Annotated in this window: 23 protein-coding genes; 10 read left to right on the top strand and 13 right to left on the bottom strand. The window is 71.0% G+C overall.

The window, feature by feature from the left end:
- Positions 1 to 350: 350 nt before the first annotated feature.
- Together OHA21_RS29265 and OHA21_RS29260 are read right to left on the bottom strand one after the other, a co-directional pair.
- Entirely contained in the window at positions 351 to 536 is a 186-nt protein-coding gene (locus tag OHA21_RS29265) for a hypothetical protein (protein WP_328460238.1), read from the bottom strand.
- A gap of 71 nt (positions 537 to 607) precedes the next feature.
- A complete protein-coding gene (locus OHA21_RS29260) occupies positions 608 to 1,072 on the bottom strand; it encodes an SRPBCC family protein (protein ID WP_328460236.1) in 465 nt (154 codons plus the stop codon).
- An 89-nt stretch (positions 1,073 to 1,161) separates the two neighbouring features.
- On the opposite strand from OHA21_RS29260, the gene OHA21_RS29255 reads away from it, so the two are divergent.
- A complete protein-coding gene (locus tag OHA21_RS29255) occupies positions 1,162 to 2,742 on the top strand; it encodes a phytoene desaturase family protein (protein WP_328460234.1) in 1,581 nt (526 codons plus the stop codon).
- Here the strand turns inward: OHA21_RS29255 and OHA21_RS29250 are convergent.
- Complete coding sequence (locus tag OHA21_RS29250; protein ID WP_328460232.1) at positions 2,733 to 3,182, bottom strand: SRPBCC family protein; 450 nt, start codon at positions 3,180 to 3,182, stop codon at positions 2,733 to 2,735. The genes OHA21_RS29255 and OHA21_RS29250 overlap by 10 nt on opposite strands.
- A 90-nt stretch (positions 3,183 to 3,272) precedes the next feature.
- Between OHA21_RS29250 and OHA21_RS29245 the strand changes: the two genes are divergently transcribed.
- The 5 genes from OHA21_RS29245 to OHA21_RS29225 all read left to right on the top strand — a co-directional run bounded on the left by OHA21_RS29245 (position 3,273) and on the right by OHA21_RS29225 (position 8,117).
- Positions 3,273 to 4,466, top strand: a complete 1,194-nt coding sequence (locus OHA21_RS29245; RefSeq protein ID WP_328460230.1) for a glycosyltransferase — start codon at positions 3,273 to 3,275, stop codon at positions 4,464 to 4,466.
- A gap of 94 nt (positions 4,467 to 4,560) precedes the next feature.
- Positions 4,561 to 5,475 carry an ABC transporter ATP-binding protein gene (locus tag OHA21_RS29240; protein ID WP_328460228.1) on the top strand — a complete coding sequence of 305 codons (915 nt, stop codon included), beginning with the start codon at positions 4,561 to 4,563 and terminating at the stop codon, positions 5,473 to 5,475.
- Positions 5,472 to 6,212 carry an ABC transporter permease gene (locus OHA21_RS29235; protein WP_328460226.1) on the top strand — a complete coding sequence of 247 codons (741 nt, stop codon included), beginning with the start codon at positions 5,472 to 5,474 and terminating at the stop codon, positions 6,210 to 6,212. The genes OHA21_RS29240 and OHA21_RS29235 overlap by 4 nt, the downstream gene beginning before the upstream one ends.
- 10 nt (positions 6,213 to 6,222) lie before the next feature.
- Positions 6,223 to 7,494, top strand: a complete 1,272-nt coding sequence (locus tag OHA21_RS29230) for a sensor histidine kinase (protein ID WP_328460224.1) — start codon at positions 6,223 to 6,225, stop codon at positions 7,492 to 7,494.
- On the top strand, positions 7,491 to 8,117 hold the full coding sequence (locus OHA21_RS29225; protein WP_328460222.1) for a response regulator transcription factor: 627 nt from the start codon (positions 7,491 to 7,493) through the stop codon (positions 8,115 to 8,117). The genes OHA21_RS29230 and OHA21_RS29225 overlap by 4 nt, the downstream gene beginning before the upstream one ends.
- Here the strand turns inward: OHA21_RS29225 and OHA21_RS29220 are convergent.
- Positions 8,104 to 8,508, bottom strand: coding sequence for a VOC family protein (locus OHA21_RS29220; RefSeq protein WP_328460220.1), 405 nt, complete (start codon positions 8,506 to 8,508; stop codon positions 8,104 to 8,106). The two genes, OHA21_RS29225 and OHA21_RS29220, sit on opposite strands and share 14 nt — an antisense overlap.
- Entirely contained in the window at positions 8,501 to 9,337 is an 837-nt protein-coding gene (locus tag OHA21_RS29215; RefSeq protein ID WP_328460218.1) for an AraC family transcriptional regulator, read from the bottom strand. Before OHA21_RS29215 ends, OHA21_RS29220 begins: the two co-directional genes overlap by 8 nt.
- A gap of 38 nt (positions 9,338 to 9,375) precedes the next feature.
- Here OHA21_RS29215 and OHA21_RS29210 point away from each other — a divergent pair, with 38 nt between their 5' ends.
- Positions 9,376 to 10,494, top strand: a complete 1,119-nt coding sequence (locus OHA21_RS29210) for an FAD-dependent monooxygenase (RefSeq protein WP_328460216.1) — start codon at positions 9,376 to 9,378, stop codon at positions 10,492 to 10,494.
- Between the two features lie 28 nt (positions 10,495 to 10,522).
- On the opposite strand, the gene OHA21_RS29205 is transcribed toward OHA21_RS29210, so the two are convergent.
- Entirely contained in the window at positions 10,523 to 11,026 is a 504-nt protein-coding gene (locus tag OHA21_RS29205) for a hypothetical protein (RefSeq protein ID WP_328460214.1), read from the bottom strand.
- 139 nt (positions 11,027 to 11,165) lie between these two features.
- On the opposite strand from OHA21_RS29205, the gene OHA21_RS29200 reads away from it, so the two are divergent.
- On the top strand, positions 11,166 to 11,861 hold the full coding sequence (locus OHA21_RS29200) for a carboxypeptidase regulatory-like domain-containing protein (protein WP_328460212.1): 696 nt from the start codon (positions 11,166 to 11,168) through the stop codon (positions 11,859 to 11,861).
- Positions 11,862 to 11,925: 64 nt separating this feature from the next.
- On the opposite strand, the gene OHA21_RS29195 is transcribed toward OHA21_RS29200, so the two are convergent.
- Positions 11,926 to 12,981 (bottom strand): class I SAM-dependent methyltransferase, encoded by a 1,056-nt coding sequence (locus OHA21_RS29195; RefSeq protein WP_328460210.1) that lies wholly within the window; start codon positions 12,979 to 12,981, stop codon positions 11,926 to 11,928.
- A 97-nt stretch (positions 12,982 to 13,078) separates the two neighbouring features.
- Between OHA21_RS29195 and OHA21_RS29190 the strand changes: the two genes are divergently transcribed.
- Positions 13,079 to 15,646 carry an ATP-binding protein gene (locus OHA21_RS29190; RefSeq protein ID WP_328460209.1) on the top strand — a complete coding sequence of 856 codons (2,568 nt, stop codon included), beginning with the start codon at positions 13,079 to 13,081 and terminating at the stop codon, positions 15,644 to 15,646.
- Between the two features lie 254 nt (positions 15,647 to 15,900).
- A complete protein-coding gene (locus tag OHA21_RS29185; protein ID WP_328460207.1) occupies positions 15,901 to 16,575 on the top strand; it encodes an MBL fold metallo-hydrolase in 675 nt (224 codons plus the stop codon).
- A gap of 462 nt (positions 16,576 to 17,037) precedes the next feature.
- Here the strand turns inward: OHA21_RS29185 and OHA21_RS29180 are convergent, their stop codons facing one another.
- From OHA21_RS29180 to OHA21_RS29155, 6 genes are read right to left on the bottom strand one after another with little or no spacing between them, the layout of a single operon-like run.
- The gene (locus OHA21_RS29180) at positions 17,038 to 19,080 is read right to left on the bottom strand and encodes a PQQ-dependent sugar dehydrogenase (protein WP_328460205.1); all 2,043 of its coding nucleotides are present in this window, start codon (positions 19,078 to 19,080) and stop codon (positions 17,038 to 17,040) included.
- Positions 19,081 to 19,119: 39 nt separating this feature from the next.
- A complete protein-coding gene (locus tag OHA21_RS29175; protein ID WP_328460203.1) occupies positions 19,120 to 20,055 on the bottom strand; it encodes a LamG-like jellyroll fold domain-containing protein in 936 nt (311 codons plus the stop codon).
- An 18-nt stretch (positions 20,056 to 20,073) separates the two neighbouring features.
- The gene (locus OHA21_RS29170; RefSeq protein ID WP_328460201.1) at positions 20,074 to 20,802 is read right to left on the bottom strand and encodes an ABC transporter ATP-binding protein; all 729 of its coding nucleotides are present in this window, start codon (positions 20,800 to 20,802) and stop codon (positions 20,074 to 20,076) included.
- A 10-nt stretch (positions 20,803 to 20,812) separates the two neighbouring features.
- Positions 20,813 to 21,541, bottom strand: a complete 729-nt coding sequence (locus OHA21_RS29165; protein ID WP_328460199.1) for an ABC transporter ATP-binding protein — start codon at positions 21,539 to 21,541, stop codon at positions 20,813 to 20,815.
- Positions 21,538 to 22,572 carry a branched-chain amino acid ABC transporter permease gene (locus tag OHA21_RS29160; RefSeq protein WP_328460197.1) on the bottom strand — a complete coding sequence of 345 codons (1,035 nt, stop codon included), beginning with the start codon at positions 22,570 to 22,572 and terminating at the stop codon, positions 21,538 to 21,540. Before OHA21_RS29160 ends, OHA21_RS29165 begins: the two co-directional genes overlap by 4 nt.
- Positions 22,556 to 23,443, bottom strand: coding sequence for a branched-chain amino acid ABC transporter permease (locus OHA21_RS29155; protein WP_328460195.1), 888 nt, complete (start codon positions 23,441 to 23,443; stop codon positions 22,556 to 22,558). The genes OHA21_RS29160 and OHA21_RS29155 overlap by 17 nt, the downstream gene beginning before the upstream one ends.
- Positions 23,444 to 23,448 lie beyond the last annotated feature (5 nt).

Genomic DNA, 23,448 nt, shown 5'->3' with positions numbered 1-23,448 from the left:
TCAGCCAAGGGTGGTGGGCTGACGGGCAGGGTTGTCTGCGGGGCGCTGAGGCAGCGCTGGTGGTCAGCCGGGGTCGTCGCGGGCGCTGAGGCAGCGCTGGTGGTCAGCCACGGGTGGTGGGCTGACGGGCAGGGTTGTCTGCGGGGCGCTGAGGCAGCGCTGGCGGTCAGCCGGGGTTTTGCGGGGCGTTGAGGCAGCGCTGGCGGTCAGCCGGGGTTCGCGGGGCGCTGGTCGGGTTGGGGTGAGCTGGAGTGGTGGGTGAGCCCGGCGGCCGGGTCGCGGCCCGCACCACGTGCCTGGCGGGCCGTCGAACCGGCGGGACTTTTCGTCACTCGTACCAATAATTGGTTTTAATGTGGGCCGGTCCGGCCTGTGGTGCTCGGCCGCGCATCGGCCGCGGCCGGCTCCTGGCCGGTGTCGTTGTCGCTGGGGTCGTTCTGGCCGTCGATGTCCGAAGTAGCCATCGCCTTGGTGAGTTCCGAGAGGGGAAGCTTCTCCTCGTCGCGCCAGACGCCGTCGTGCTCACGATCAGTCATGGGTGATCGGGTACCCGGACCCGGGCATGCGAAACGGCCGCCCGGAGGCGGCCGTTCGCTGGGGTGCCCGATCAGTTGCCGGGCCGGTCCACCTGGCCGCGCCAGGCGCCGGTCTCGATGCCGCCGCGGCTCTCGATGAACTCCTTGAACCGGTGCAGGTCGCCCTTCACCCGGCGGTCCAGGATGCCGAGCTTGTCGCCGGCGGTTTCGACGATGCCCTGCGGGTCGAAGTCCATCTGGACGGTGACCCGGGTGTGGTCGTCGTCGAGCCGGTGGAAGGTCACCACGCCGGCCTGCTTCTCGCCGCCGGTCGCGTGCCAGGCCACCCGCTCGTCGGGCAGCTGTTCGGTGATCTCGGCGTCGAACTCGCGCTTCACACCGGCGATCTCGGTCTTCCAGTGCGTGTGGGTGTCGTCGATCTGGCTGATCTCCTGGACACCCTCCATGAACCGGGGGAACTCCTCGAACTGGGTCCACTGGTTGTATGCGGTGCGTACCGGGACGTTGACATCAACGAACTCGGTGACGGTACTCACGAGGTTCTCCCTTCACGTCCTTGATCTGCATGGAAGTGGTGCCCCCAGGTAGGGCGAGTAAACAGCGATTCCGTGGGTAGCGTTCGGCTGTGGAGACTGTGGATGCGATCGTGGTCGGTGCCGGGCACAACGGATTGGTGGCGGCGAATCTGCTGGCCGATGCGGGGTGGTCGGTGCGGGTGCTGGAGGCCACGCCGCAGCCCGGCGGCGCGGTCCGTTCCGGCTTCGTGACCGCCCCGGGCTACCTGTCCGACCTGTTCAGCTCCTTCTATCCGCTCGGGTACGCCTCACCGGTGATGAAGGCGCTGCAGCTCGGCGAGCAGGGTCTGCGCTGGACGCACGCCCCGGACGTGTTCACCCACCTGCTCCCGGACGGCCGGGCCGCCACCGTCAACCGGGATCTGGCGAAGACGATGGAGTCGATGGAGCAGTTCGCGGCCGGTGACGGCGAGCGCTGGCGGCAGGCGTACCAGGACTGGCGCGACGTCTCCGGCCCGATGCTGGACACACTGTTCACCCCGTTCCCGCCGGTCCGCGCCGGTCTCGGCCTGGCCCGCCAGCTGCGCGTCTCCGGTGCGCTGCGGCTGGCCCGGCGCCTGGTTCTGTCGGTACGCGAGATCGGCGCCGAACTCTTCGAGGGCGAGGGCGCGAAACTGGCCCTGGCCGGCTGTGCCCTGCACACCGACCTGTCGCCGGAGGAGGCGGGCGGCGGCGTGTACGGCTGGCTGCTCGCCATGCTCGGTCAGGAGTTCGGCTGGCCGGTCCCGGTCGGCGGCGCTCAGGAGATCACGTCGGCGCTGGTGAAGCGATTCCCCGGGGAGATCGTCTACAACGCGCCGGTCAGCCGGGTCCTGGTGGCCCGCGGGCAGGCGATGGGGGTGCGGACCGCTGACGGCCGGGACTGGCGGGCCCGGCGTGCGGTGATCGCCGACGTGCCCGCCCCGGCGCTGTTCCTGGACATGGTCGGCGAACGCTGGCTGCCGTCGAGGTTCGTGGAGGATCTGGCGCATTTCCGCTGGGACGGCGCGACCGTCAAGGTCGACTGGGCGGTGCGGACCCGGATGCCGTGGCGGAATCCGGCCGCGGCCGGGGCCGGCACGGTGCATCTCGGCGCGGATCTGAACGGGCTGACCCGCTATTCGGCCCGGCTCGCCACCGACGAGCTGCCCGACCACCCGTTCCTGCTGCTCGGGCAGATGACCACGGCCGATCCGACGCATTCGCCGGAGGGGACCGAGTCGGTGTGGGCGTACACCCACCTGCCGCACCGCCGGTCCTGGAAGGCGGAGGAGATCGACGAGCACGTGCAGCGGATGGAGGCCGTCGTCGAGGAGCACGCGCCCGGATTCCGCAGCCAGGTGGAGGCCCGCAACGTGTTCTCCCCGGCCGACCTGGAGCGGGAGAACCCGTCACTGGTCGGCGGGGCGCTCGGCGGCGGTACGGCAGCGGCGTACCAGCAGCTGTTCCTGCGCCCGGTCCCCGGCCTGGGCCGCCCGGACACCCCGGTCGACCGGCTCTTCCTGGGCAGCGCGTCGGCGCACCCGGGTGGTGGCGTGCACGGGGCGCCGGGCGCCAACGCAGCGCGGGCGGCGATCGCCCGGGACCGCGCGCTGACCGGCGGGCTGTACCGGGCGGTGATCAGCGGCGCGCACCGTGCGATCTACCGCTGAGTCTCGCGGTCCCGCTCGACGATGTCGGCCAGGCGGCGCAGAGTCTCCACGTTGCGCTGGTGCAGGACCAGGTCGTTGAGCTTGTTCCTGGCCCAGCGCAGCGGACCCTCCTCGAAATCCTCCTCGATGATCACCCGGGTGGCGGACTCGCCGGCCGGTTCGAGGAGGATGTCGACCACCGCGGCGCCCAGCGGCCACAGGCCGGCGTTGAGCTTCAGTCGCCGGCCGGGCTCGCAGATGAGCACCGTCGACGAGTCGTGCAGCGACAGCGGCCACGGGCCGGCCTTGTGGTGCAGCTTCGACCCGGGTTGCGGCCAGGACGGCTCCACATCACGGATATGGACGGTGCCCACGACCCAGTCGCTGTAGGTCCAGCCGTCGGCCAGGACCTCGAAGACTCGATCGGGTGGGGCCTGAACGGTACGCGTAACTCTCGCCACGACCGGCACATACCCTGCGGACGCATGTTTACGCCAGGGGCCTACCGGCAACTGGCACCGCGTATTCGTATCCCGGCTGGAGGAGACCCCGTGCGAATTGCGATGATCTCCGAGCAGGCCAGCCCGCTCGGCTCCGGCGATCAGCACGCCCACGTCGCCGAGCTCTCCGAGGCGTTGGTCGAGCTCGGGCACGACGTTCGCGTCTACACCCGGCGTGACGACCCGGATGCCGCCGAGGTGGTGCTCACCCCGAGCGGCGTGCGCGTGGTCCACGTCGCCGCCGGACCGGCCCAGCCGGTCCCGGAAGACCTTCTGCTGCCCCACATGGGCGAGTTCGCGCGGGTGCTCAGCGAGCAGTGGCGCGACAGCGACTGGGCCCCGGAGGTCGCGCACGCCCACTTCTGGACCAGCGGCCTCGCCGCGGTCACCGCGGCACGCCAGATCGGCATCCCGGTGGTGCAGTCCTTCCATGAGCTGGGCGCGGTGGAGCCGCACGGGAAGAATCCGCAGGGCCCGTCCCGGTCCGGCTACGAGCGCGCGCTCGGCCGCGCGGTGGACCGGGTCGTCGCACAGACCCAGGACGAGGTACGCGGACTCGTGCGCATCGGTGTCCCCCGGGCGCGGCTGTCGGTCGTCCCGTCCGGCGTGAACAGCGACCGGTTCACCCCGGAGGGCCCGTCCGTGCCGCGGGACCCGGAACGCCCCCGCATCCTGTCCGTCGGCAAGCTGGTCGAGCGCAAAGGGTTCGGCGACGTCATCCAGGCGATGCGCTACGTCCCGGGCGCCGAGATGATCGTGGTCGGTGGGCCGTCGCCGGAGCAGCTGCCCGGCGACCCGGGTGCGAAGGCGCTGCGGGCGATGGCCGAGCAGTTCCAGGTGGCGGACCGGTTCAAGCTGGTCGGCGCCGTGCCGCGCAACGACATGCCGAGCTGGTACCGGTCCGCTGATCTGCTCGTCGGCAACCCGTGGGAGGAGCACTCCGCGCTCGAGGCGATGGCGTGCGGCGTACCGATCATCGGCACTGCGGAGGGCGCGCTCACCGAGACGGTCGTGGACGGCCTGACCGGGGATCTCGTCCCGGCGCGCGACCCGCGTGCCATGGGCGGCGCGCTGCGCCGGCTGGTGAACGACAAGGTGCGCCGGTTCACCTACGCCACCGCGGCGCTGGACCGGGCCCGGCAGGCGTACTCCTGGAAGCGGGTGGCCGCTCAGGTCGGCTCGATCTACTCCAGCCTGCGGCGTACGAGCAGCAGCGTCGAGGCGAGCACGGAGGCGGTGGCCTAGACACCGGTGGAGCCGGGCATCCACCGATCGGTGGATCGCCGGGATCTCTCGCTGGTCGATTCGGGCACCGGGGTGCATCCGTGACGCTGGATGCATGCCAGTCATCGAAGTCAAGAACCTCAGCAAGAGGTACGGCGAGACGGTCGCCGTCCGGGACGTCTCCTTCACGGTCGAGGCCGGCGAGATCTTCGGGATCCTCGGGCCGAACGGGGCCGGTAAGACCACCACGGTCGAGTGCATCTCGGGGCTGCGTACGCCGGACTCCGGCACGATCACCGTGCTGGGCCGTGAGCCGCGCGACCGGGCCCTGCGCGCGGAGGTCGGCGTGCAGCTGCAGGAGAGCGAGCTGCAGGAGAAGCTGACCGTCCGCGAGGTGCTGGAGCTGTACAGCGCCTTCTACCCGAACCCGGCGGACTGGCGGGAGCTCGCCGCCGACCTGGGTCTCGACGAGAAACTGAAGACCTACTTCGGCAAGCTCTCCGGCGGCCAGAAGCAGCGGCTGTCGATCGCGCTGGCCCTCATCGGCAACCCCAAGGTCGCGATCCTCGACGAGCTGACCACCGGCCTCGACCCGCAGGCCCGCCGGGACACCTGGGAACTGATCTCCGGGGTCCGGGACCGGGGCGTCACCCTGCTGCTGGTCACCCACTTCATGGAGGAGGCCGAGCGGCTCTGCGACCGGATCGCGGTGATCGACCGCGGCGAGGTGGTCGCTCTGAACACCCCGGCCGGCCTGGTCGAGCAGACCGCCACCGCGGACCAGACGATCCGGTTCCGCCCGTCCGCCCCGATCGAGGACGCGCTGCTCACCGCGCTGCCCGAGGTGACCCGGATCAACCGGCACGGCGACCGGATCGAGGTCGTCGGCACCGGCAACCTGCTGCACGCGGTCACCTCGGTGCTCGCCTCCAACGGGATCGTCGCCGTCGAGCTGCGCCTGGAGCAGGCCACCCTCGACGACGCCTTCGTCCGTCTGACCGGCCGCACCGCAGAGGAGACCCCGCGATGAACGTCTTCGGCAAGCTCGTCGTCACCGAGTTCCGCACCGCGTTGCGCGAACCCGCCTACTTCTTCTTCGCGGGCCTCTTCCCGCTCATCCTCATCCTGATCCTCGGTGCGGTCCCGGCGTTCCGGGAGCCGGATCCGGCGCTGGGCGGCCTGCGGGTGGTCGACGTCTACGCCGGCATCGTGATCGCCCTGAGCATCGCCATGATCGGTCTGCAGGGCATGCCCACCGTGCTCGCCAACTATCGCGAGAAGGGCATCCTCCGCCGGCTCGCCACCACCCCGGTCAGCCCGATCGCCCTGCTCGGCGCCCAGCTGGTGTTCTCCGCCATCCTGGTGGTCTGCTCGTCGGTCCTGGTGTTCGTCGTGGCCGGGATCGTGTGGGGCGTCCCGCTGCCGGAGTCGCCGCTCGCGTTCCTGCTCGCCGTGCTGCTGGCGGTCATCGGCGTCTTCGCGGTGGGCCTGCTGATCGCGGCGGTCGCGCCGAGCGGCAAGGCGGCGAACGCGATCGGCCTGATCCTGTTCTTCCCGCTGATGTTCCTCGCCGGCCTGTACGCACCGCGCGAGGTGCTGCCGGACGTGGTGCAGCGGATCGCCGACTTCACCCCGCTGGCCGCCGGTGAGCGGCTCATGCACGAGGCGATGACGGGTCACTGGCCGAACCTGCTGTCGATTACGGTGCTCGTGGGATACCTGGCGATTTTCGGGATCGCCGCGGCGAAACTCTTCCGCTGGGAGTAAGGGGCGCGACATGGAGAGCGCTGAGGTGCAGGAGGGTTCCGCCGAGGTCCGGCAGTGGTGGCTCACCTGGTTGACGTACGGGACATTGGCCGGCTCCCTGCTGCTGGCCCTGGCGACCCGCGGGGTGGGCCTGCCGGACCGGCCCCTCGCGCTGATCCTGGGACTCACCGCGGCGACCGCCGCCTGGCTGTTCTGGTGGATCACCCTGCATCCGGCCTGGGGGCAGCGCCGCGGCCACATGCTGGTCTTCCTGATCGGGCAGATCGTCCTCAGCGCGTTCCTGGTCTGGTGCAGCCCGTTCTACGGCGTCTTCACCTGGACCGGCTACCTCTTCGTCGCCTATGCCCTGGTCGGTTACTGGCGGCTCGCCGGTGCGGTCCCGGTGGCCTGCATCGCGGCCGGCTCACAACTCGGCGGCTTCCAGAACATCGCCGGTGACAACGGATGGCTCATCTACCTCGTCGTTCTCGGCTGCAACCTGCTCATCGTGATGATCATGCTCAGCGTGGAGACCAAGTCCGAGGAGCACTCCGCCCGGCGGGCCCGGATGCTCGACGAGCTGGCCGAGGCGAACGCGAAGCTGGAGAGGGCGCTCAAGGAGAACGCCGGCCTGCACGCCCAGCTCATGGTCCAGGCCCGGGAGGCCGGAGTGCTCGACGAGCGGCAGCGGATGGCCGGCGAGATCCACGACGTGCTGGCCCAGGGTTTCACCGGCATCGTCACCCAGCTGGAGGCGGCCGAGGCGGCCGCCGACCGGCCGGCCGACCACCGCCGGCATCTGGAGACCGCCCGCCGGCTGGCCCGGGAAGGGCTGGCCGAGGCGCGGCGCTCGGTGCAGGCGCTGCGGCCGCAGCACCTGGACGGTGCGGCCCTGCCGGAGGCGCTCGGCGAGGTGGTGCAGGGTTGGTCCGAGCTGACCGGCGTACGCGCCGACCTGGTCACCACCGGAAGTCCCCGGCGGCTGCTCCCGGAGATCGAGACGACCCTGCTGCGGGCCGCCCAGGAGGGCCTGGCGAACGTGGCCAAGCACGCCGGCGCCGAGCGGGTCGGGCTCACCCTCTCCTACATGGAGGATGTGATCACCCTGGACGTCCGCGACGACGGCGCCGGCTTCGATCCGGCCGAGCCGCGCGAGACGGACGAGAACGGCGGGTTCGGGCTGCGGGCGATGCGGGAACGGCTGGCCCGCATCGCCGGGACCCTCGAAGTGGAATCGGAGCCGGGCGGCGGGACCGCGATCTCCGCGTGCGTGCCGGCCATCGGGATCGGGAGCGCTGCATGATCAAGCTGGTGATCGTCGACGACCATCCGGTGGTCCGGGACGGGTTGCGCGGCATGTTCGCCGGCGACGACCGGTTCACCGTGATCGGCGAGGCCGGTGACGGCCGGGAGGCGCTGGCCGTGACCGCCGCGACCGGGCCGGACGTGGTGCTGATGGACCTGCGGATGCCGGTGATGGACGGGGTCACCACGATCCGCGAGCTCAAGTCGCGCGGCTCGGCGGCCCGGGTGCTGGTGCTCACCACGTACGACACGGACAGCGACGTGCTTCCGGCGATCAAGGCGGGGGCGACCGGATACCTGCTCAAGGACACCCCGCGCGAGGATCTGTTCCGCGCGGTGCTGGCCGCCCACCGGGGCGAGTCGGTGCTCTCCCCGGCGGTCGCCGGCCGGCTGATGGGCGAGCTGCGCTCACCCGCCAAGGAGCCGCTCAGCCAGCGCGAACTCGAGGTGCTCACGCTGATCTCGCGCGGCTGCACCAACCGGGAGACCGCCGGGCGGCTCTTCATCAGCGAGGCCACGGTCAAGACACACCTGCTGCACGCGTACGCGAAACTCGGTGTCCGCGACCGCGCCTCGGCCGTGGCCGCCGCCTTCGAGCAGGGCCTGCTCAGGCGCGACTAGCCCCGCGGTACGTGCCGAAGCTCCACAGGTTGCCCTCGGGGTCGCGGGCCGTGAAGTCGCGGGAGCCGTAGTCGGTGTCGAACGGCTTGCGGGTGATCTCCGCGCCGGCGGCCACCGCCCGGGCGTACAGCGCGTCGATGTCGTCGGCGACCACGTAACCGCCGAACGTGCCGGGTTTCAGCGGCCACCGGTCGTCCCCGGCCTCGCGGACCGTGCCCAGCATGATGCCGCCGCCGAGCGGCCAGGCCAGCTCGGCGTGGTCGACCCGGTCACCGTCGCCGTGCACCACCGTCTCGGTGAACCCGAACGCGTCCACCAGGAAGCGGATCAGAGCCCGGGCGTCGTTCGCTGCCAGCGTGGGCCACACCTGTGGCGAAGGAATGTCAGTCATGGCTCTCATCCTCGGCGGGCCACAACGGCAGCGCTTGGACGAAACCGAACTCGTCGGCCAGCCACTGCGACGGCGGGCACCCGGCGAACGCGTGGAAGTCGCGGACCAGGTGGGACTGGTCCGCGTACCCGTGTGCGGCGGCCACGTCGGCCAGCCGCCGGTCCGGGCGCAACGATCGGCGGGCCCGGTCGAAGCGGGCCACCCGGGCCGTCTCCTTCGGGCGCAGGCCCAGCTCGGCGCGAAAACGGTCGGTCAGGTACTTCCCGCTCCAGCCCACCTCGGCGGCCAGGTCGGCGATCGGCACACTGCCGTGCAGGAGGCGGCGGAACGCGTACCTCACCTGGTCGGGACCGTGACCGTCGCGCAGCAGGGCGCCCAGCATGGTGTCCAGGACCGCGAAGCGGGCCGGCCAGTCCGAAGCCGCGCACAGCCGCTCCCGCACCTCGCCGACGAAACGCTCGCCGAGCACGGCCGTCGCGTCCACGTCGAGCCCGGCCAGCTCGCCGGCGGGCAGGCCGAGCAGCGCGCGGCAGCCCACCGGATGCACCGCGACCTGCACCCCGGACTGGCTGCCGTCGTGGGTGATCAGGGCCGGGCCCAGGTGCAGGCCGCCGACCAGCGAGTCGTACCGCTGCGGACGCTGGCGTGGGTCCGGGTGCGCGGCCACCACCAGCGGATCGTCCATCGTGAAGATCAACGTCAGGTACGGCGAGGGCAGGCCACGATGCCGGGCCGGCGCCAGGCCGTGCTGGCGGTAACCGGAGTACAGCGCCGCGTACGGCCGCAGCGCGGGCGCCGGGCGGGCCTGCGCGTACTCGTCGACTGCCATGTATTCGATTGTCCCGCGACGATGCGAAGATCGGGGGCATGTCGCGTGCGGTGGTGATCGGGGCCGGGATCGGTGGGCTGGCAGCCGGGGTGGCGCTGCAGCGCCGCGGCTGGGACGTGACCGTGCTGGAACGCGCGCCGAAACTCGAACCGGTCGGCGCCGGGCTCGCGGTCGCGCCGAACGCGCTGCGCGCCCTGGACACGCTGGGTCTGGGCGCGCGGCTGCGGGAACTCTCCGCGTTGCAGGGCGCCGCCGGCATCCAGCGGCCGGACGGTGGCTGGATCACCCGGACCGATGCGGACCGGGCCGCCGCACGTTACGGCGAGCCGGTGATCGTGGTCCACCGGGCCACGCTGGTGGAGGTGCTGACCGAGGGCCTCGCGCCGGGCACGCTGGGTCTCGGCCGGCCGGCCGAGGACGTCGATCCGGCGACCGGGCAGGTGGTCACCGCGGACGGTCCGCTGACGGCCGATCTGGTGGTCGCGGCCGACGGACTGCGTTCATCGGTACGCGCAAAGCTGTTCCCGGACCACCCGGGGCCGGTCTACACCGGGGTGACGAGCTGGCGGATCGTCGTGGACCATCCCGGTGGAACGCTGGTGCCCGCGGAGACCTGGGGCGCCGGCAAGGTCTTCGGGGTGGCGACGCTCGGTGACGGGCGGGTCTATGCGTACGCCACGGCGCCGGCCCCCGCGGACGACCGGGCGGACGACGAGCTGGCCGAGATGCTGCGGCACTTCGGGGACTGGCACGAGCCGATCCCGTCACTGATCAGATCGGCGAGCTCGGTCACGCGTACCGATATCCGTTGCCTGGACGAGCCGCTGCCGGCGTTCCATTCCGGGCGGGTGGCGCTGCTCGGCGACGCGGCGCACGCCATGACGCCGAACCTGGGACAGGGCGCCTGCCAGGCCGTCGAGGATGCGGTGGTGCTGGCCCGGTACGCCGAGGATCTCGCCCGGTACACGGCGGAGCGCTTGGGGCGTACGTCGTCGGTCATGCAGGCTTCCCGGCGGATCGGCCGGATGGCCGGGCTGAACCACCCGGTCGCCGAATGGGTGCGCAACACCGGCATGTCGCTGGCCGGAAAGCTCGGCCCCGACCTGGTCCTGCGCCAGATGGACCCGGTGCTGAGCTGGCGGCCGCCGGCGGGGTGAGGCAGACGCCCCACCCCCCGCGGTTGTTTCAGACCGTGAGCGCTTTCGCGAGGTCGTCTCGGAACGACCGCTCGTCCTCGGTGACCGTCTCGGCGCCGATGCCGAGCACACCACCGGTCGAGGCCGCGCCGACCACTGCGTCGACGATCTCCAGCAGCCAGTGCCGGTAGGTCTCGGCGTCAGCCAGCGACGCCTTCGCAGCCAGCAGCGTCGCCGCCTCACCGGCTCGGACCAGCACGTCCGCCGCATACCCGGCCGGGTCGCTCGGCTCGATCACCGGCGGCTCCTCGCCGGCCTCCGGGTCACCGGCCTCGGCAACCGCCGCGCCGGCCACCGCGGAGACCAGCGTGCTGGCCGACGCGCGGGCGTCCGAGATGCGGTCCAGCCCGGCCGCACTCTCCGCCCGGGTCTTACGGGCGCTGTCAGGCGTGGCGGCGCTCGCCGCGGTGAGCACCGACTGCGGGAGACCGGTGAGCAGCCCCCACTCCGGGTCGGTGAAGCCCAGCTGGGCGTAGAGCGGTTCGTCCGTCACTCGCGGATCCTTTCCGATCGGATGGCCGAGAGCATTCTTACCCCACGCCCGCGACCTGATCACCTCAAACCCGCTGTACATCGTTGATCTTGACTGTTTGAATGCGGATCCCGTTCGATGTGGACATCGAGGAGGTCCCATGATCCTTACTTCTGGGCGGCGTGCGCTGACCAGTGCGGCCACCACCCTGGCGCTGGTGCTTGCCGGCCTCTCCCTGAGCGCCGGCCCGGCCCAGGCATCGCCCGCACGGCACGCCCTTCCGCAGGCGACCATCACCTTCCCGGCCGGGTCGGAGGCGACGTCGGGCAGCACGCTCGCGGTCACCTTCGAGGCCGGCGGCGACCGGCGGGTCACCGCGTTCCGCTACGGCTGGGCCAACCCGGAGCTGGACCGTTCGGTCGACGCCGGCACCCACGGCGGACCGGCCACCATCAGCCTCGACGTCGGCACCATCACCGGGCAGCGCCCGCTGTACGTGGCCGCCGTCGACCGGCGCGGCAAGGTGGGCCCGTTGAACCAGGCGACGATCACGGTGACGCCGTCGCCACGCCTCGACGGCTGGGTGTTCAGCCCACGATGGCTGCCGGTGGAAGGGCTCACTGTCACGCTCGAGCCTGGCGGTCTTCGGACGACCACCGACGCCGACGGCTACTACGAATTCACCGGTTTCCCGCCGGGCCTCTACACGGTGTCGGCGACGCTGGATGGAGAGTGCCCGTCAACTGCCAGCCAAACGCTTCCGCTCGACCAGCAAGGATTGACCTTCGAGCTGTACCTGGTCCGGATCGACGACACGTGCGTCCCCGAGGAAGACATGCCTCCAGCCGGTCTGTGACGCGACCGGAGGGACGATGCCTGCCGCTGAAAGCCGTCCGGCTCTCAGCGGCACCGATCGGGGGTCAGGGGCGCGCCTCGTAGACGATGTTGAACGGGTTCTCGGCGACCCGGCGGAAGCGGGTGAAGCCCGCGTCCGTGACCAGGCGGCGGATCGGTTCCTCGCCGGCCTGGGCGCCCAGGGAGTAGCCGCCCTCCTGGGAGAGCGCGTTCGGCACGCACAGGAACGTGGAGAACGAGTAGTAAGCGCGGCCGATCGGGTTCAGGTTGTCGCTGAGGGAGGCGCCGGCCGCCGGCTCGACGATCATCCAGGTGCCGTCCGGGGCCAGCTGGGAGCGGACCCGGCGGGCGGCGCCCAGCGGGTCGCCCATGTCGTGCAGCGCGTCGAACGTGGTGACCAGGTCGTACGGCCCGCCGCCGAAGGTCTGCGCCCCGGCCTGCTCGAACTGCACCCGTCCGGCCAGCCCGGCCTCGGACACCTGCTTGCGGGCCCGGTCCAGCGACTCGGCGTGATAGTCCGAGCCGGTGAAGTTCGACGCCGGGTACGCCTGCGCCATCAGCACCGTCGACGCCCCGTGCCCGCACCCCAGGTCGGCGACCCGCGCTCCAGCCCGCAGCTTCTCTTCGACCGCGTCGAGGGCGGGCAGCCACTCGGCGATCAGGTGGGCGCTGTATCCGGGCCGGAAGAACCGCTCGCACCCGGTGAACACGCTCCCGTCGTGCTCGTGCCAGCCGATCCCGTCCCCGGTACGGAATGCCTCGGTGATCTGCGGCTCGGCACGCAGCGCGCCCAGCGCCAGCTCGAACGCGCCCGGCGCGAAGATCGGACCGTTCGGGTCGGTCAGCGCGAACGCCTGCTCCTCGGTGAGCGAGTACCGCCCGCTCGCCGCGTCGTACTCGATGTAGCCGCCGGCCGCCTGGCCGCGCAGCCACTCTTCGACGTAGCGCGGTGCGGTGCCGGTACGCCCGGCCACCTCGTCCGGCAGGGCGGGGCCTTCGGCGAGGGCCCGGTACAGGCCCAGCCGGTCGCCGATCACGACGCCCCCGGCCGAGATCGTGGCGGCCACGTCGCCGACGAACTTGTGCACGAATTCCATCAGTTTCGCTTCGTTGACTGTCATGCGTTTCTTTCTACGGAACCCGGGACCTGCGGAAATCCGTGTCGGGTACCTAGCTCGAGAAGCGGATCTACCTAACCCGGTACCTAAACTCGGCGGCATGCCCCGGGCCCTTCTGGAACGCGATCACGAATTGACCGAGCTCGGTGCCGCCGCCCGGCGGGCGCTGGACGGTCACGGCTCCGTCATGCTCGTCACCGGTGAGGCCGGGATCGGCAAGTCCACCGTGGTCGAGGCGGTCCGGTCGGTGCTCCCGGCGGAGGGTCGCCTGCTGGTCGGCTACTGCGACGACCTGGCCACCCCGCGGGTGCTCGGCCCGCTGCGCGACCTGATCGGCAAGGTCGGCACCGCGCTGACCGAGGCGCTCGCCTCCGGGGACCGGTCGGCGGTGTTCGAGGCGTTCCGCGCCGAGCTGGACTGGCCGGGTCATCCCACCGTGCTGGTGGTCGAGGACCTGCACTGGGCCGACGAGGCCACCCTCGACGTTCTGCGTTTCCTGGTGCGGCGGATCGCGGCGCTGCCCGCGGTGCTGGTGGCGACGTACCGGGACGACGAGATCGGCGCCGACCATCCGGTGCGCGGGCTGCTCGGGGTGACCGGCGCGCCGATGCACCGGCTGCCGCTGGCCCGGCTCTCGCACACCGCGGTGCGCAGCCTGGTCGGTGACGCGGACGCCGACCGGGTCTTCACGATCACGTCGGGGAATCCGTTCTTCGTCACGGAGCTGCTGGGCGCCGGCGAAGCCGACGGGGTTCCGGCGACCGTGACCGAGGCGGTGTACGCACGACTGCAGTCCCTCCCGCCCGACTGCCGGGACGCCCTGGCCCGGCTCGCGGTGGTGCCGTCCACCGTGGAGCGCTGGCTGGTCGAGGCGGTCGTGCCCGGTGGTCTGGACACGCTGGTCCCCGCCGAGGAGCGCGGCATGCTCTCGGTGACCCCGGCCCGGGTGGGTTTCCGGCACGAGTTGATGCGGCGTGCCGTAGAGGCCTCGCTGACCGCGTCCGGCCGGATCACCGCCAACCGGGCGGTGCTCACCGCTCTGCTGGAGCGCGGCGGCGCCGACCTGTCCCGGCTGGTGCACCACGCCGACGAGGCCGGTGACGCCGACATGATCGTGCGTCATGCGCCGGCCGCGGCAGCCGAGGCGGCCGCTGCCGGGTCGCATCGGGAGGCCGTCGCGCACTACCGGCTGGTGCTGGAGCACCGGTCGGCGTTCGCTCCGGCCGAACGGGCCGGCCTGCTGGAGGCGTACGCCGAGGAGTCCTACATGCTCGGCATGGCCGAACCGGCCGTGACCGCCCAGCGTGAGGCGGTGTCCCTGCGCCGCGGCCTGCCGGACCGGGCCGCCCTCGGTCTCGCCCTGCGCCGGCTCAGCCGCCTCTACTGGTACTGGAACGATCGCCCCGCCGCGGAGGCGACCGCGGTCGAGGCGGTCGACGTGCTGGAGGGCGCGGGCGACGACGCTGCGCTCGCCTTCGGTCTGAGTAATCAGTCGCAGCTCTACGCGCTGGGCGGGCAGAACGCGGCCGCGGTGACGGTGGGGGAGCGGGCGATCGAGCTGGCCCGGAAGGAGAAGGTTCCCGGGATCCTGTCGCACGCGCTGAACAACGTCGGATTCGCGGTCTGGGACTCCGACGACGTACGGGGCCGGAAGCTGCTGGAGGAGAGCCTGGCCGTCGCGATCGCCGCCGGTGAGGCCGACCACGCCTGCCGGGCCTACGCCAACATCGGCTGGTACCTGATCTACAACTGGCAGCTGGACGAGGCGAGCCGGCTGCTGGACGAGGGCCGCGCCTACGCCGAGCGGACCGAGTTGATCGGCTTCCTGACCTACCTGCACATCACCAGCGCGATGCCGTGCCTGCTGCGCGGCGAGTGGGACGAGGCGGAACGGCACGCACGCTGGGAGTCCGGGGCGCCGGCGATGATGCGTACCCCGGCTCTGGTCGTGCTCGGTCTCAGCCGCGTCCGCCGCGGGCTTCCCGGCGGCGAGGAGCTGATCGCGGAGGCCTGGGAGATCGCCCAGAGCATCGGCGAGGCGCAGCGGATCGGTCCGGCGGGCGCGGCGATGGCCGAGGCGGCCTGGTTGCGCGGTGACACCGCGGCCGCCGACCGGCTGACGCCGGTCTTCCGCAGGGCGATGGCGGCGGAGGGCGGGCACCGGCTGGGTGCCTTCGCCTACTGGTTGCATCGGTTGGGCGCCGAGGTTCCCCTTTCCCATCCGTACGAGTTGGCAGCGCACGACCACCCGCAAGAAGCGGCCGCGTTCTGGGGCCGGGCGGGCTGCCGTTACGACCAGGCGGTGGCGCTGAGCCACAGCACCGACGAGGAAGACCTGCTCACCGCGGTCCGCTTGCTCGACGCCCTGGGCGCCGGCCCGCTCGCCCGGCGGGTCCGCTCCCGGCTCCGGTCGAACGGGGTGACCCGCATCCCCCGCGGCCCGCAGCCCGCCACCCGGGAGAACGCGGCCGGCCTGACCGGCCGCCAGACCGAGGTGCTGCGCCTGCTGGCCGACGGCCTGAGCAACCCGGAGATCGCCGCAAGGCTGGTGCTGTCCACCCGCACGGTGGACGCCCACGTCGCCGCGATCTTCACCAAGCTCGCCGCCCGCTCCCGCCGCGACGCCGTCTCTCGGGCCCGCGAGCTGGGCCTGATCCCCGCGAGCTGACCGCCTGTAACGGTGCGGGCGGCCAGCACGGCGGCCCACACCCACCCTGCCCCGCCGGCCAACTGGCTGCCTATCGCGGTGCTACCGGCCGTGCCCCGCCGGGCAACTGGCTGCCTATCGCGGTGCTGCCAGCCCTGCCCCGCCGGCCAACTGGCCGCCTATCGCGGTGCTACCGGCCCTGCCCCGCCGGGCAACTGGCTGCCTATCGCGGTGCTACCGGCCCTGCCCCGCCGGCCAACTGACAGAATCACCGCGTGCGGGAAGTGGTCGACGGGGTCTTCGAGCTCCGCCTCGGATATGTCAATGTGCACGTGGTCGTCACCGATGACGGGCTGGTCCTGGTCGACACCGGCCTGCCGGGCCGGACGCCGCTGATCGAGCGGGCGCTGCAGGGGATCCGCCGGTCGCTCGGCGAGGTGACCACGATCCTGCTCACCCACCACCACCCGGATCACGTCGGTAGCGTCGCTGAGCTGCGCAAACGCACCGGCGCGCGGACGATCGCGCACGCCGCCGACGCGCCGCTGATCACTGGTGCGATTCCGTCGGCCGCGCCGGCCGGCCTGATCGGCAAGCTGGCCGCCCGCCTGATGGGCACGGTCGAACCGACGAAACTCGACCAGTTGGTCACCGCCGACGGCTCCGAGCCGATCCCGGGCTTCACCGCCTTGCACACACCCGGCCACACCCGCGGCCACCTGTCGTTCCTGCTGGACCGCGACGGCGGCGTGCTGTTCGCCGGCGACGCCGCAGGCAGCCGGCGCGGCCGCGTGGCCAGCCCACCCCGGGTCGTCACCGCGGACCCGGTACAGGCCGGCCACAGCCTCGCGCGGCTGGCCGAGTTGGAGTTCGAGCACGCGGTCTTCGGCCACGGCCGCGCCGTCTCCGGCATGGCCGTCGAAGCCTTCCGCAAGGCCGTAGCCGGCTGACCGCCAGCGCTGCCTCCGCGGCTTTGATGGGACCTTGACGGTCAGCCGAGCAAGCCTGGCTGACCGTCAGTGCTGCATCCGGCGTTGCGATGGGTCCTTGGCGGTCAGCCGGGCAACTTGGCTGACCGTCAGTGCTGCATCCGGCGTTGTGATGGGGCCTTGGCGGTCAGCCGGGCAACTTGGCTGACCGTCAGTGCTGCATCCGGCGTTGTGATGGGTCCTTGGCGGTCAGCCGGGCAAGCCTGGCTGACCGTCAGTGCTGCATCCGGCGTTGTGATGGGTCCTTGGCGGTCAGCCGGGCAAGCCTGGCTGACCGTCAGTGCTGCATCCGGCGTTGTGATGGGGCCTTGGCGGTCAGCCGAGCAAGCCTGGCTGACCGTCAGTGCTCCTTCCGGGGCGGGGAGGGGACCTTGGCGGTCAGCCGAGGGAACCGGCTGACCGCCAGGGCTGTGATGGGCGCGGTCAGCCGGCGGGGGTGCCGGTGACCATGAAGTTGCGAGCCCGCCCGATGTTGTCGAACGAGCCGAAACCGACCCGGCCCGAGGTGAACGTCCGGTCCACCGCCGTCATCACCGGGTCACGGTTGCCGTCCACGTAGACCGCGATCTCCCCGGAAGCGGGCAGATGCTTGACGCGGACCGCATGCCAAGCGGCGTCGGTGATAGCCGGGTTGGCGCCGCGCGACCGCCCGTTCCACTGGTAGTCGATCCGCTCCCGGTCAGCGTTGTTCACCTTGAAAATGCCATTGTGCGGATAAATGGTGTTATCGCTGGAGAGGTGGGCGTAGTAGAACTGCGTCGGCGACTGATACCCGAACACGATGATGATGTCCCGATTGGACACCTCGACCGGCGTGTCCAGCCGTACCGAAGCGTTGACCTCCACGCTGGAGAAGGCCGGCCCCTTGGTCAGCACCGCGTACTCGAACGGCCGCCGCGGCGGCCCCGGGTCCGTGCCGGCCTCGGCAAGGATGATCTCGCGCCCGGTGAACTGCCACTTCGCCGGCGTGACCGGCGCCCAGTTGGCCGCGACAGCCGTGCCCGACACCCGGGTGTGCCCGACCGAGCCGGCCGCGAACGTGTCGACGCCGGTCACCTTCCACACCTTGCCGTTCGCCTTGGCCAAGATGTAGAGCTCACCCCGGTTGTCGGTGCCGAAGCGCAGGTCGACCCGTTCCGGGTTGCCGGGCGCGCCCGGCGAGGAGAGCTGCTGCATCCGGACCGACTGCCCGGTGGCGTCGAACAGGTGCAGCCGGTGGATGGTCGCCGGCGGGCCACCACGGCGCATCTCGCTGACCTCGGTGTAGAAGACGTATCCGGCGACCAGGTCGCCGAAGACGTACTTGCCGCGCAGCGCCGGGATCGCGGTGCCGCGGTAGACGAAGCCGCCCGCCACCGCCACGCCGACGTCGTCGGTGCAGTTCCAGCCCGGCGCCGGGTTGTGGTCGTAGACGGCGACCGGGTAGTCGTAGCCGTATTGCGCGTCGTCGGCGGGCAGCGGGTAGAGGCGGTCGCAGACGTTGGTGGCGGCCCGGTCGAAGAGCAGGTAGCCCTCGCGCTCGCTCCAGCCCGCGTTGTCGCCCTTGCGCACCTCGTAGATCGCTTCGGTCGACTTCTCGCCGATGTGACCGAGATACATCCGCCCGGTCTGCCGGTCCCAGCTGAACCGGTGCGGGTCACGGAAGCCGTACGCCCAGATCTCACCCAGCGCGCCGGCCTGCCCCACGAACGGGTTGTCGGCCGGGACGCCGTACTTGCCGTTGGCCGAGTTGCGGCCGGCCGGGTCGATCCGGATCAACTTGCCGTGCAGCAGCCCGAGGTTCTGCGGGTCGGTGGTCCGTACGCCGATGCCACCGTCACCGACGGCGAGGTAGAGCTTGCCGTACTCCGCGGTGCCGCGACGAGCGGTCGGGTTGAAGTTGATCTCCTGAATGCCGTGGATCTGCCCGGCGAAACCGACCCGCAGGATCTCCCGCCGGGTGCCGGCGAAGGTGTCCGCGGCCGGGTCGGTCGCCGTCCACTCGTTGACCACGCCGTGGAACAACGTCGTCCCGGACTGCTGGAAGTCCGGCACCACCGTCGTCAGGGAGGCCTGCTCGGTGTGGATCGTGTAGAACTGGCCGTTCCGCTTGAAGTCGGGGTGGAAGGTCACGTAACCGAAGCCCTGGCCGAGCCCGCGCCCGGAGAAGAACTGCGGGGCGAACGTGGCGGCGACGTCCAGATAGACGTGCGGCACCCCGTTCTCGACCAGATACAGGTTGCCGTTCAGATCGGGCACCGCGCGACGGCCGGAACCGTCCGGCAGTTCCATGATCGTGTTGATCCGGGCGTGCCGCATGAGGCGCGGGTCGGTCGGCGCCGGGGTCGGGTTGGACTGCGGGAACGACGCGTATTCCTCGAGCACCAGCCCCAGCCGGGACATGACCGGCTCGACCGGCACCGGATCGGCGATCGGGTCGGCGAGAGCGGCATGCGCCCGACCAGGCGAACCGACCAAAGTGGACACTAATAATAGGACGACAAAAGCGACGAAGCGACGCATGAATTACCCCCGGGTCTTCATGTGGCGATACTGAAGTGCGATCTCCCGGGCCGACAGCGAGCGGTCCAGGAACATGAGCGCGTCCATCCGGCAGTCGCACGGGTTGCGCTCGACGGTGTTCTGCGGGAAGCTTCCGCCGATCTTGATGCCACGCGGGTCGGTGGCGGTGGTGACGTGCGGACCGGGTCCGGCGACCTGCCACGGGTCACCCGTGACCGTGTAGAAGCCCTCCACCGGCGCCCCGTTGCGGTACAGCGCCATGGTCCCCGCGTTGAAATCGAACGTGGCGGCGAGGTGCACCCACTGGTCCTTGGGCAGCAGGGTCTGCCAGTCGACGCTGGCCGCGAACGTCTGCGAGGCGCCCCCGTCCAGCCGCCGGCCGAGCGCGACCAGACGCAGGGTGCCCTGCACGTCGATCAGTTCGAGCAGGGCGCGGACCGCGTGCCCGTCGGAGTCGCCGGTCAGGATGCCGGCCAGGCCGATCGCGTTGAACCGGTCGTCCGGCGCCGGCGTGACGGTGTTGAGTGCCGGGCCGTCCATCGAGCGTTTGAACCACCCGGCGACGGTGGTGCCGCTGACGGCGTTGAAGGCGCGCAGCGTACGCACGCCGGTGGGTGAATAGATGCCGGCTTTCCAATCGTCGTTGCCGGCAGCGGTGGGATCGATCTGGCGGGTTTGCAGTGCCCGCCGGGCGCGTGGGTAGGCGGAGTCCAAGACCCGCTGAGCCGCGCCACCGTTGATCAGTTCGATCTCCGTGGAGGACCGGCCCTGGTCCCGTTCGAGGGCCGGATCGTCGGGCATCGGGTGATCGAAGTCGTAGAAGGCGATGAGGTCGGAGCGCAGTGCTGGGTGTACGTCACGTGGACCGGGATCGTCCGCGTTGACCGGTGTTCCGATGGCGAGGATCAGTACCGCAGAGACAGCGAGCGCGAGTCTCATGGGCGACCTTTCAGAGCATCAGATCTTCGGTTGTACGGGTGGTTCGGCGGGACGGCCGCCGAGATAGAGCTCCCCGAGCTGCGGATCGGCCAGTAGCTGCCGGGCGGGCCCGGAGATGTGTACGCGCCCGAGGTCGAGCACGCACCCGAGGTCGGCGGTCTCCAGCGCACGCCGCGCGTTCTGCTCCACGAGCAGCACCGCGGTCCCGGCCTCACGCATCCGCACGACCTGTTCGAACACTGTGCTGGTCGCTTTCGGGTCCAGACCCATCGACGGCTCGTCCAGCAGGACGACCTTCGGGTCCACCATCAGCGACCGGGCGAACTCCACCTGTTTCTGCTGCCCGCCGGAGAGCAGTCCGGCGAGCGATCCCCAGCGGTCGGCCACCACCGGGAAGACCTCTTTCACGAACGCCACGCGTTCGGAAATACGAGCTTTGTCCCGTAGCGTATAGGCGCCGAGCAGCACGTTCTCCTCGACGGTCATCTCGCGGAACACACTGTGCCCCTGCAACACGAGCGACACCCCGGCGGCCAGCATCGCCTGCGGCCCGCGCCCGGTGACGTCCGAATCCCCGACCAGCACCTTCCCCTCGCGGGGCCGAAGCAGCCCACCGGCCACCTTCAGCACCGTCGACTTGCCGGCGCCGTTCGGCCCGACCAGACAGACGATCTTCCCGGCCGGCACCTCGACACTGAATCCGCGCAGCACCGGCGCCGCCCGCCCGTAGCCCGCGACGATGTCCACGAGTGAAAGCTCAGACGCCAAGGTATGCCCCCAGGACGCGCTCGTCGGTGCGGATCTCGGACGGCGGACCCTCGGCGATCGGCGCACCCCGGTCGAAGACCACGATGTGGTCGCTGATGCTCATCACCAGGTCCATGTTGTGTTCGACGATCACGAAGGTCCGGCCCTCCGCGTTCAGCTCACGGATCAGCGTCCCGATCCGGTCCAGCAGCGCCGGGTTGACGCCACCGGCCGGTTCGTCGAGCAGCACCGTCTCCGGCTCGGCCATCAGCACCCCGGCCAGCTCGAGCAGTTTCTGCTGTCCCCAGGACATGTCGCGGGCCTCCGAGCCGGCCAGATGCTCGATGCCGAGCCGGGTCAGCCAGCCCATCGCCCGCTCGATCTCGGCACGGCCCCGCGCGCCGCGCAGGCCACCGATCAAACCCTTGGGGGGTACGGCGGACAGCACGTTCTCCAATGCGGTCATCCGCGGGAACGTCCGGCACAGTTGGAAAGTGCGCCCGATCCCGGCCCGCGCGATCCGGTGCGGAGCCTTCCCGGTGAGGTCCCGCCCCTGGTAGGTGACCGTCCCGCTGTCCGGTTTGATCATGCCGGTGACGCAGTTGAAGTAGGTGGTCTTGCCGGACCCGTTCGGCCCGATCAGCGCGTTCACCCTGCCCTGCTGGAAGGTGACGCTCGCACCGTCCAGCGCGGTCACCCCGCCGAACGCCTTGCGCAGCTCGGCCGTCGCGAGAGTCATCGGGAGCCTCCGGTGTTCTGCAGCCGCTGTTCGCGCAGTTCGGCGGCGCTGACCTCGCGGATCGACGTGCTCCTCGACCGGTCGAACCGCTTGATCAGGTCGCCGATCGCGGGCAGCACGCCGTCCGGCATGAAGAGCACGACCAGGGCCAGCAGCAGTCCGGTGGCGACCAGGTGCAGTGGGGTGTCGCCGTACTCGACCTTGAAGTACTCCAGTGCGGTGCCCACGATGATCGCCCCGGTCACCGGCCCGAACAGCTGCCGCACCCCGCCGAGCAGGGCCATCAGCACCAGGTAGGAGCCGGTCAGGATGGAGAACTGGAAGACCGGGTCGAGGTCGCCGAACCACAGCGCGTAGAGCCCGCCGGCCAGCGCGGTGAAGACCGCGGAGACCACGAAAACGATCAACTTGTACGCGTACGTCGCGGTCCCCAGGGCTTCGGCCTTGTCCTCGTCCTCGCGGATCGACTTGAGGCCCAGCCCGAACCGGGACCGGTCGATCAGCCACCAGGCCAGCAGCGCGAGCGCGAGCAGACCGGCGAACAGGAAGTAGAAGATCCGGTGATGCTCCGGGCGGGTCACCGAGAACGGCCGCGGCACGACCAGCCCTCTGGACCCGCCGGTCACCGAGGCCCAACTCTGGAAGACCAGCAGCATGATCAGCACCAGCGCGATCGAGACGATCACGAAGGACGCGCCGCGGACCCGGAGCGCGGCCAGGCCGATCGGCACCGCCAGCAGCCCGACGAACAGGCCGCCCAGCAACAGTGCGAGGAATGACGGCACTCCGGCCTTGGCCGCCAGCAACCCGGTGGCATAGGCGCCGAGCCCGGCCAGCGCCCCGTGCCCGAGCGAGATGTAACCGGTGAACCCGCCCACGAAGTTCCACGAGGTGGCGAGCACCGCGTAGTAGACCACCAGGACGCCCGCCGACAGGATGTACGGATTCGGCGCGATGCTCGGGAAGGCCAGGACAGCGACCGCCAGCAGGGCGACGACGGCCAGTTTCAGAACCTTAGAAGCGCTGGGCAAGGCGACCTCCGAAGAATCCCTGTGGCCGGATCGCGAGGGTCGCGAAGAGCGCCACGTAGAACACGGTCTGCGCCCACGTGGTGCCCATCGGGATCTGGAGCAGGCTCTGCGCCATCCCGAGCACCAGTGCCGCGATCGCCGCCCCCGGCACGCTGCCCAGCCCGCCGACGACGATGATCGCCATCAGCGGGCCGATCCAGTGCCAGTGCAGGGACGGGTAGATCGTGGTGTCCAGCGACAGCGCGGTGCCGCCGACCGCCGCGGTGGCCAGGCCGATGCCGAAGCCGAACCCGGCCACCCGGTCGGTGTCGATGCCGAGCAGCCGGGCCGCGTCCCGGTGCTGGATGGTCGCGCGCAGCGCCCAGCCGAACCGGGTGCGCTTCATCAACACGTACAGCGTGCCGAGCGCCACCACGGCCAGACCGAACGCGATCAGCTTGACCACCGCGACCCGGGCGCCGAGCACCTCGATGCTGGCGGAGCCGTAACCGAGCTGGATGCGCCGCTGCGTGCCGGTGAACGCGTAGCCGAGCAGACCCTCGATGAGCAGGGCGATGGCGAACGTCAGCAGCACCGACATCATGGTCAGGGTGGCCGGCCGCAGGCGGGTGAGCAGGAGCCGCTGCAACCCGACACCGGCCGCGAAGAAGAGCGGGACGGTGCCGAGCATGGTGAGCAGCGGATCCAGCCCGGCCCGCTCGTGCAGCCACCAGGCCAGGTAGGCCGCGAGGATGAGGAACGCCGAGTGGGCGATCATCACCACCCGCATGATGCCGAAGTAGAGGGTGAGACCCGAGGCGAGCAGGGCGTACAGACCGCCGAGCAGGATCCCCAGGAGCACACTCTGGAACAGCAGCGCACCGGATGGCATCAGCG

It is taken from the genome of Actinoplanes sp. NBC_00393, from assembly GCF_036053395.1.
Taxonomy (GTDB): Bacteria; Actinomycetota; Actinomycetes; order Mycobacteriales; family Micromonosporaceae; genus Actinoplanes.
This window is presented reverse-complemented; position numbering and strand designations above follow the sequence as displayed.

What these genes read in the sequence shown, in the direction of transcription:
- OHA21_RS29265 (WP_328460238.1), bottom strand. Translation starts at nt 536, where the DNA reads ATGACTGATCGTGAGCACGACGGCGTCTGGCGCGACGAGGAGAAGCTT.
- OHA21_RS29240 (WP_328460228.1), top strand. Translation starts at nt 4,561, where the DNA reads ATGCCAGTCATCGAAGTCAAGAACCTCAGCAAGAGGTACGGCGAGACG.
- OHA21_RS29235 (WP_328460226.1), top strand. Translation starts at nt 5,472, where the DNA reads ATGAACGTCTTCGGCAAGCTCGTCGTCACCGAGTTCCGCACCGCGTTG.
- OHA21_RS29230 (WP_328460224.1), top strand. Translation starts at nt 6,223, where the DNA reads ATGGAGAGCGCTGAGGTGCAGGAGGGTTCCGCCGAGGTCCGGCAGTGG.
- OHA21_RS29225 (WP_328460222.1), top strand. Translation starts at nt 7,491, where the DNA reads ATGATCAAGCTGGTGATCGTCGACGACCATCCGGTGGTCCGGGACGGG.
- OHA21_RS29220 (WP_328460220.1), bottom strand. Translation starts at nt 8,508, where the DNA reads ATGACTGACATTCCTTCGCCACAGGTGTGGCCCACGCTGGCAGCGAAC.
- OHA21_RS29215 (WP_328460218.1), bottom strand. Translation starts at nt 9,337, where the DNA reads ATGGCAGTCGACGAGTACGCGCAGGCCCGCCCGGCGCCCGCGCTGCGG.
- OHA21_RS29210 (WP_328460216.1), top strand. Translation starts at nt 9,376, where the DNA reads ATGTCGCGTGCGGTGGTGATCGGGGCCGGGATCGGTGGGCTGGCAGCC.
- OHA21_RS29200 (WP_328460212.1), top strand. Translation starts at nt 11,166, where the DNA reads ATGATCCTTACTTCTGGGCGGCGTGCGCTGACCAGTGCGGCCACCACC.
- OHA21_RS29195 (WP_328460210.1), bottom strand. Translation starts at nt 12,981, where the DNA reads ATGACAGTCAACGAAGCGAAACTGATGGAATTCGTGCACAAGTTCGTC.
- OHA21_RS29190 (WP_328460209.1), top strand. Translation starts at nt 13,079, where the DNA reads ATGCCCCGGGCCCTTCTGGAACGCGATCACGAATTGACCGAGCTCGGT.
- OHA21_RS29175 (WP_328460203.1), bottom strand. Translation starts at nt 20,055, where the DNA reads ATGAGACTCGCGCTCGCTGTCTCTGCGGTACTGATCCTCGCCATCGGA.
- OHA21_RS29165 (WP_328460199.1), bottom strand. Translation starts at nt 21,541, where the DNA reads ATGACTCTCGCGACGGCCGAGCTGCGCAAGGCGTTCGGCGGGGTGACC.
- OHA21_RS29155 (WP_328460195.1), bottom strand. Translation starts at nt 23,443, where the DNA reads ATGCCATCCGGTGCGCTGCTGTTCCAGAGTGTGCTCCTGGGGATCCTG.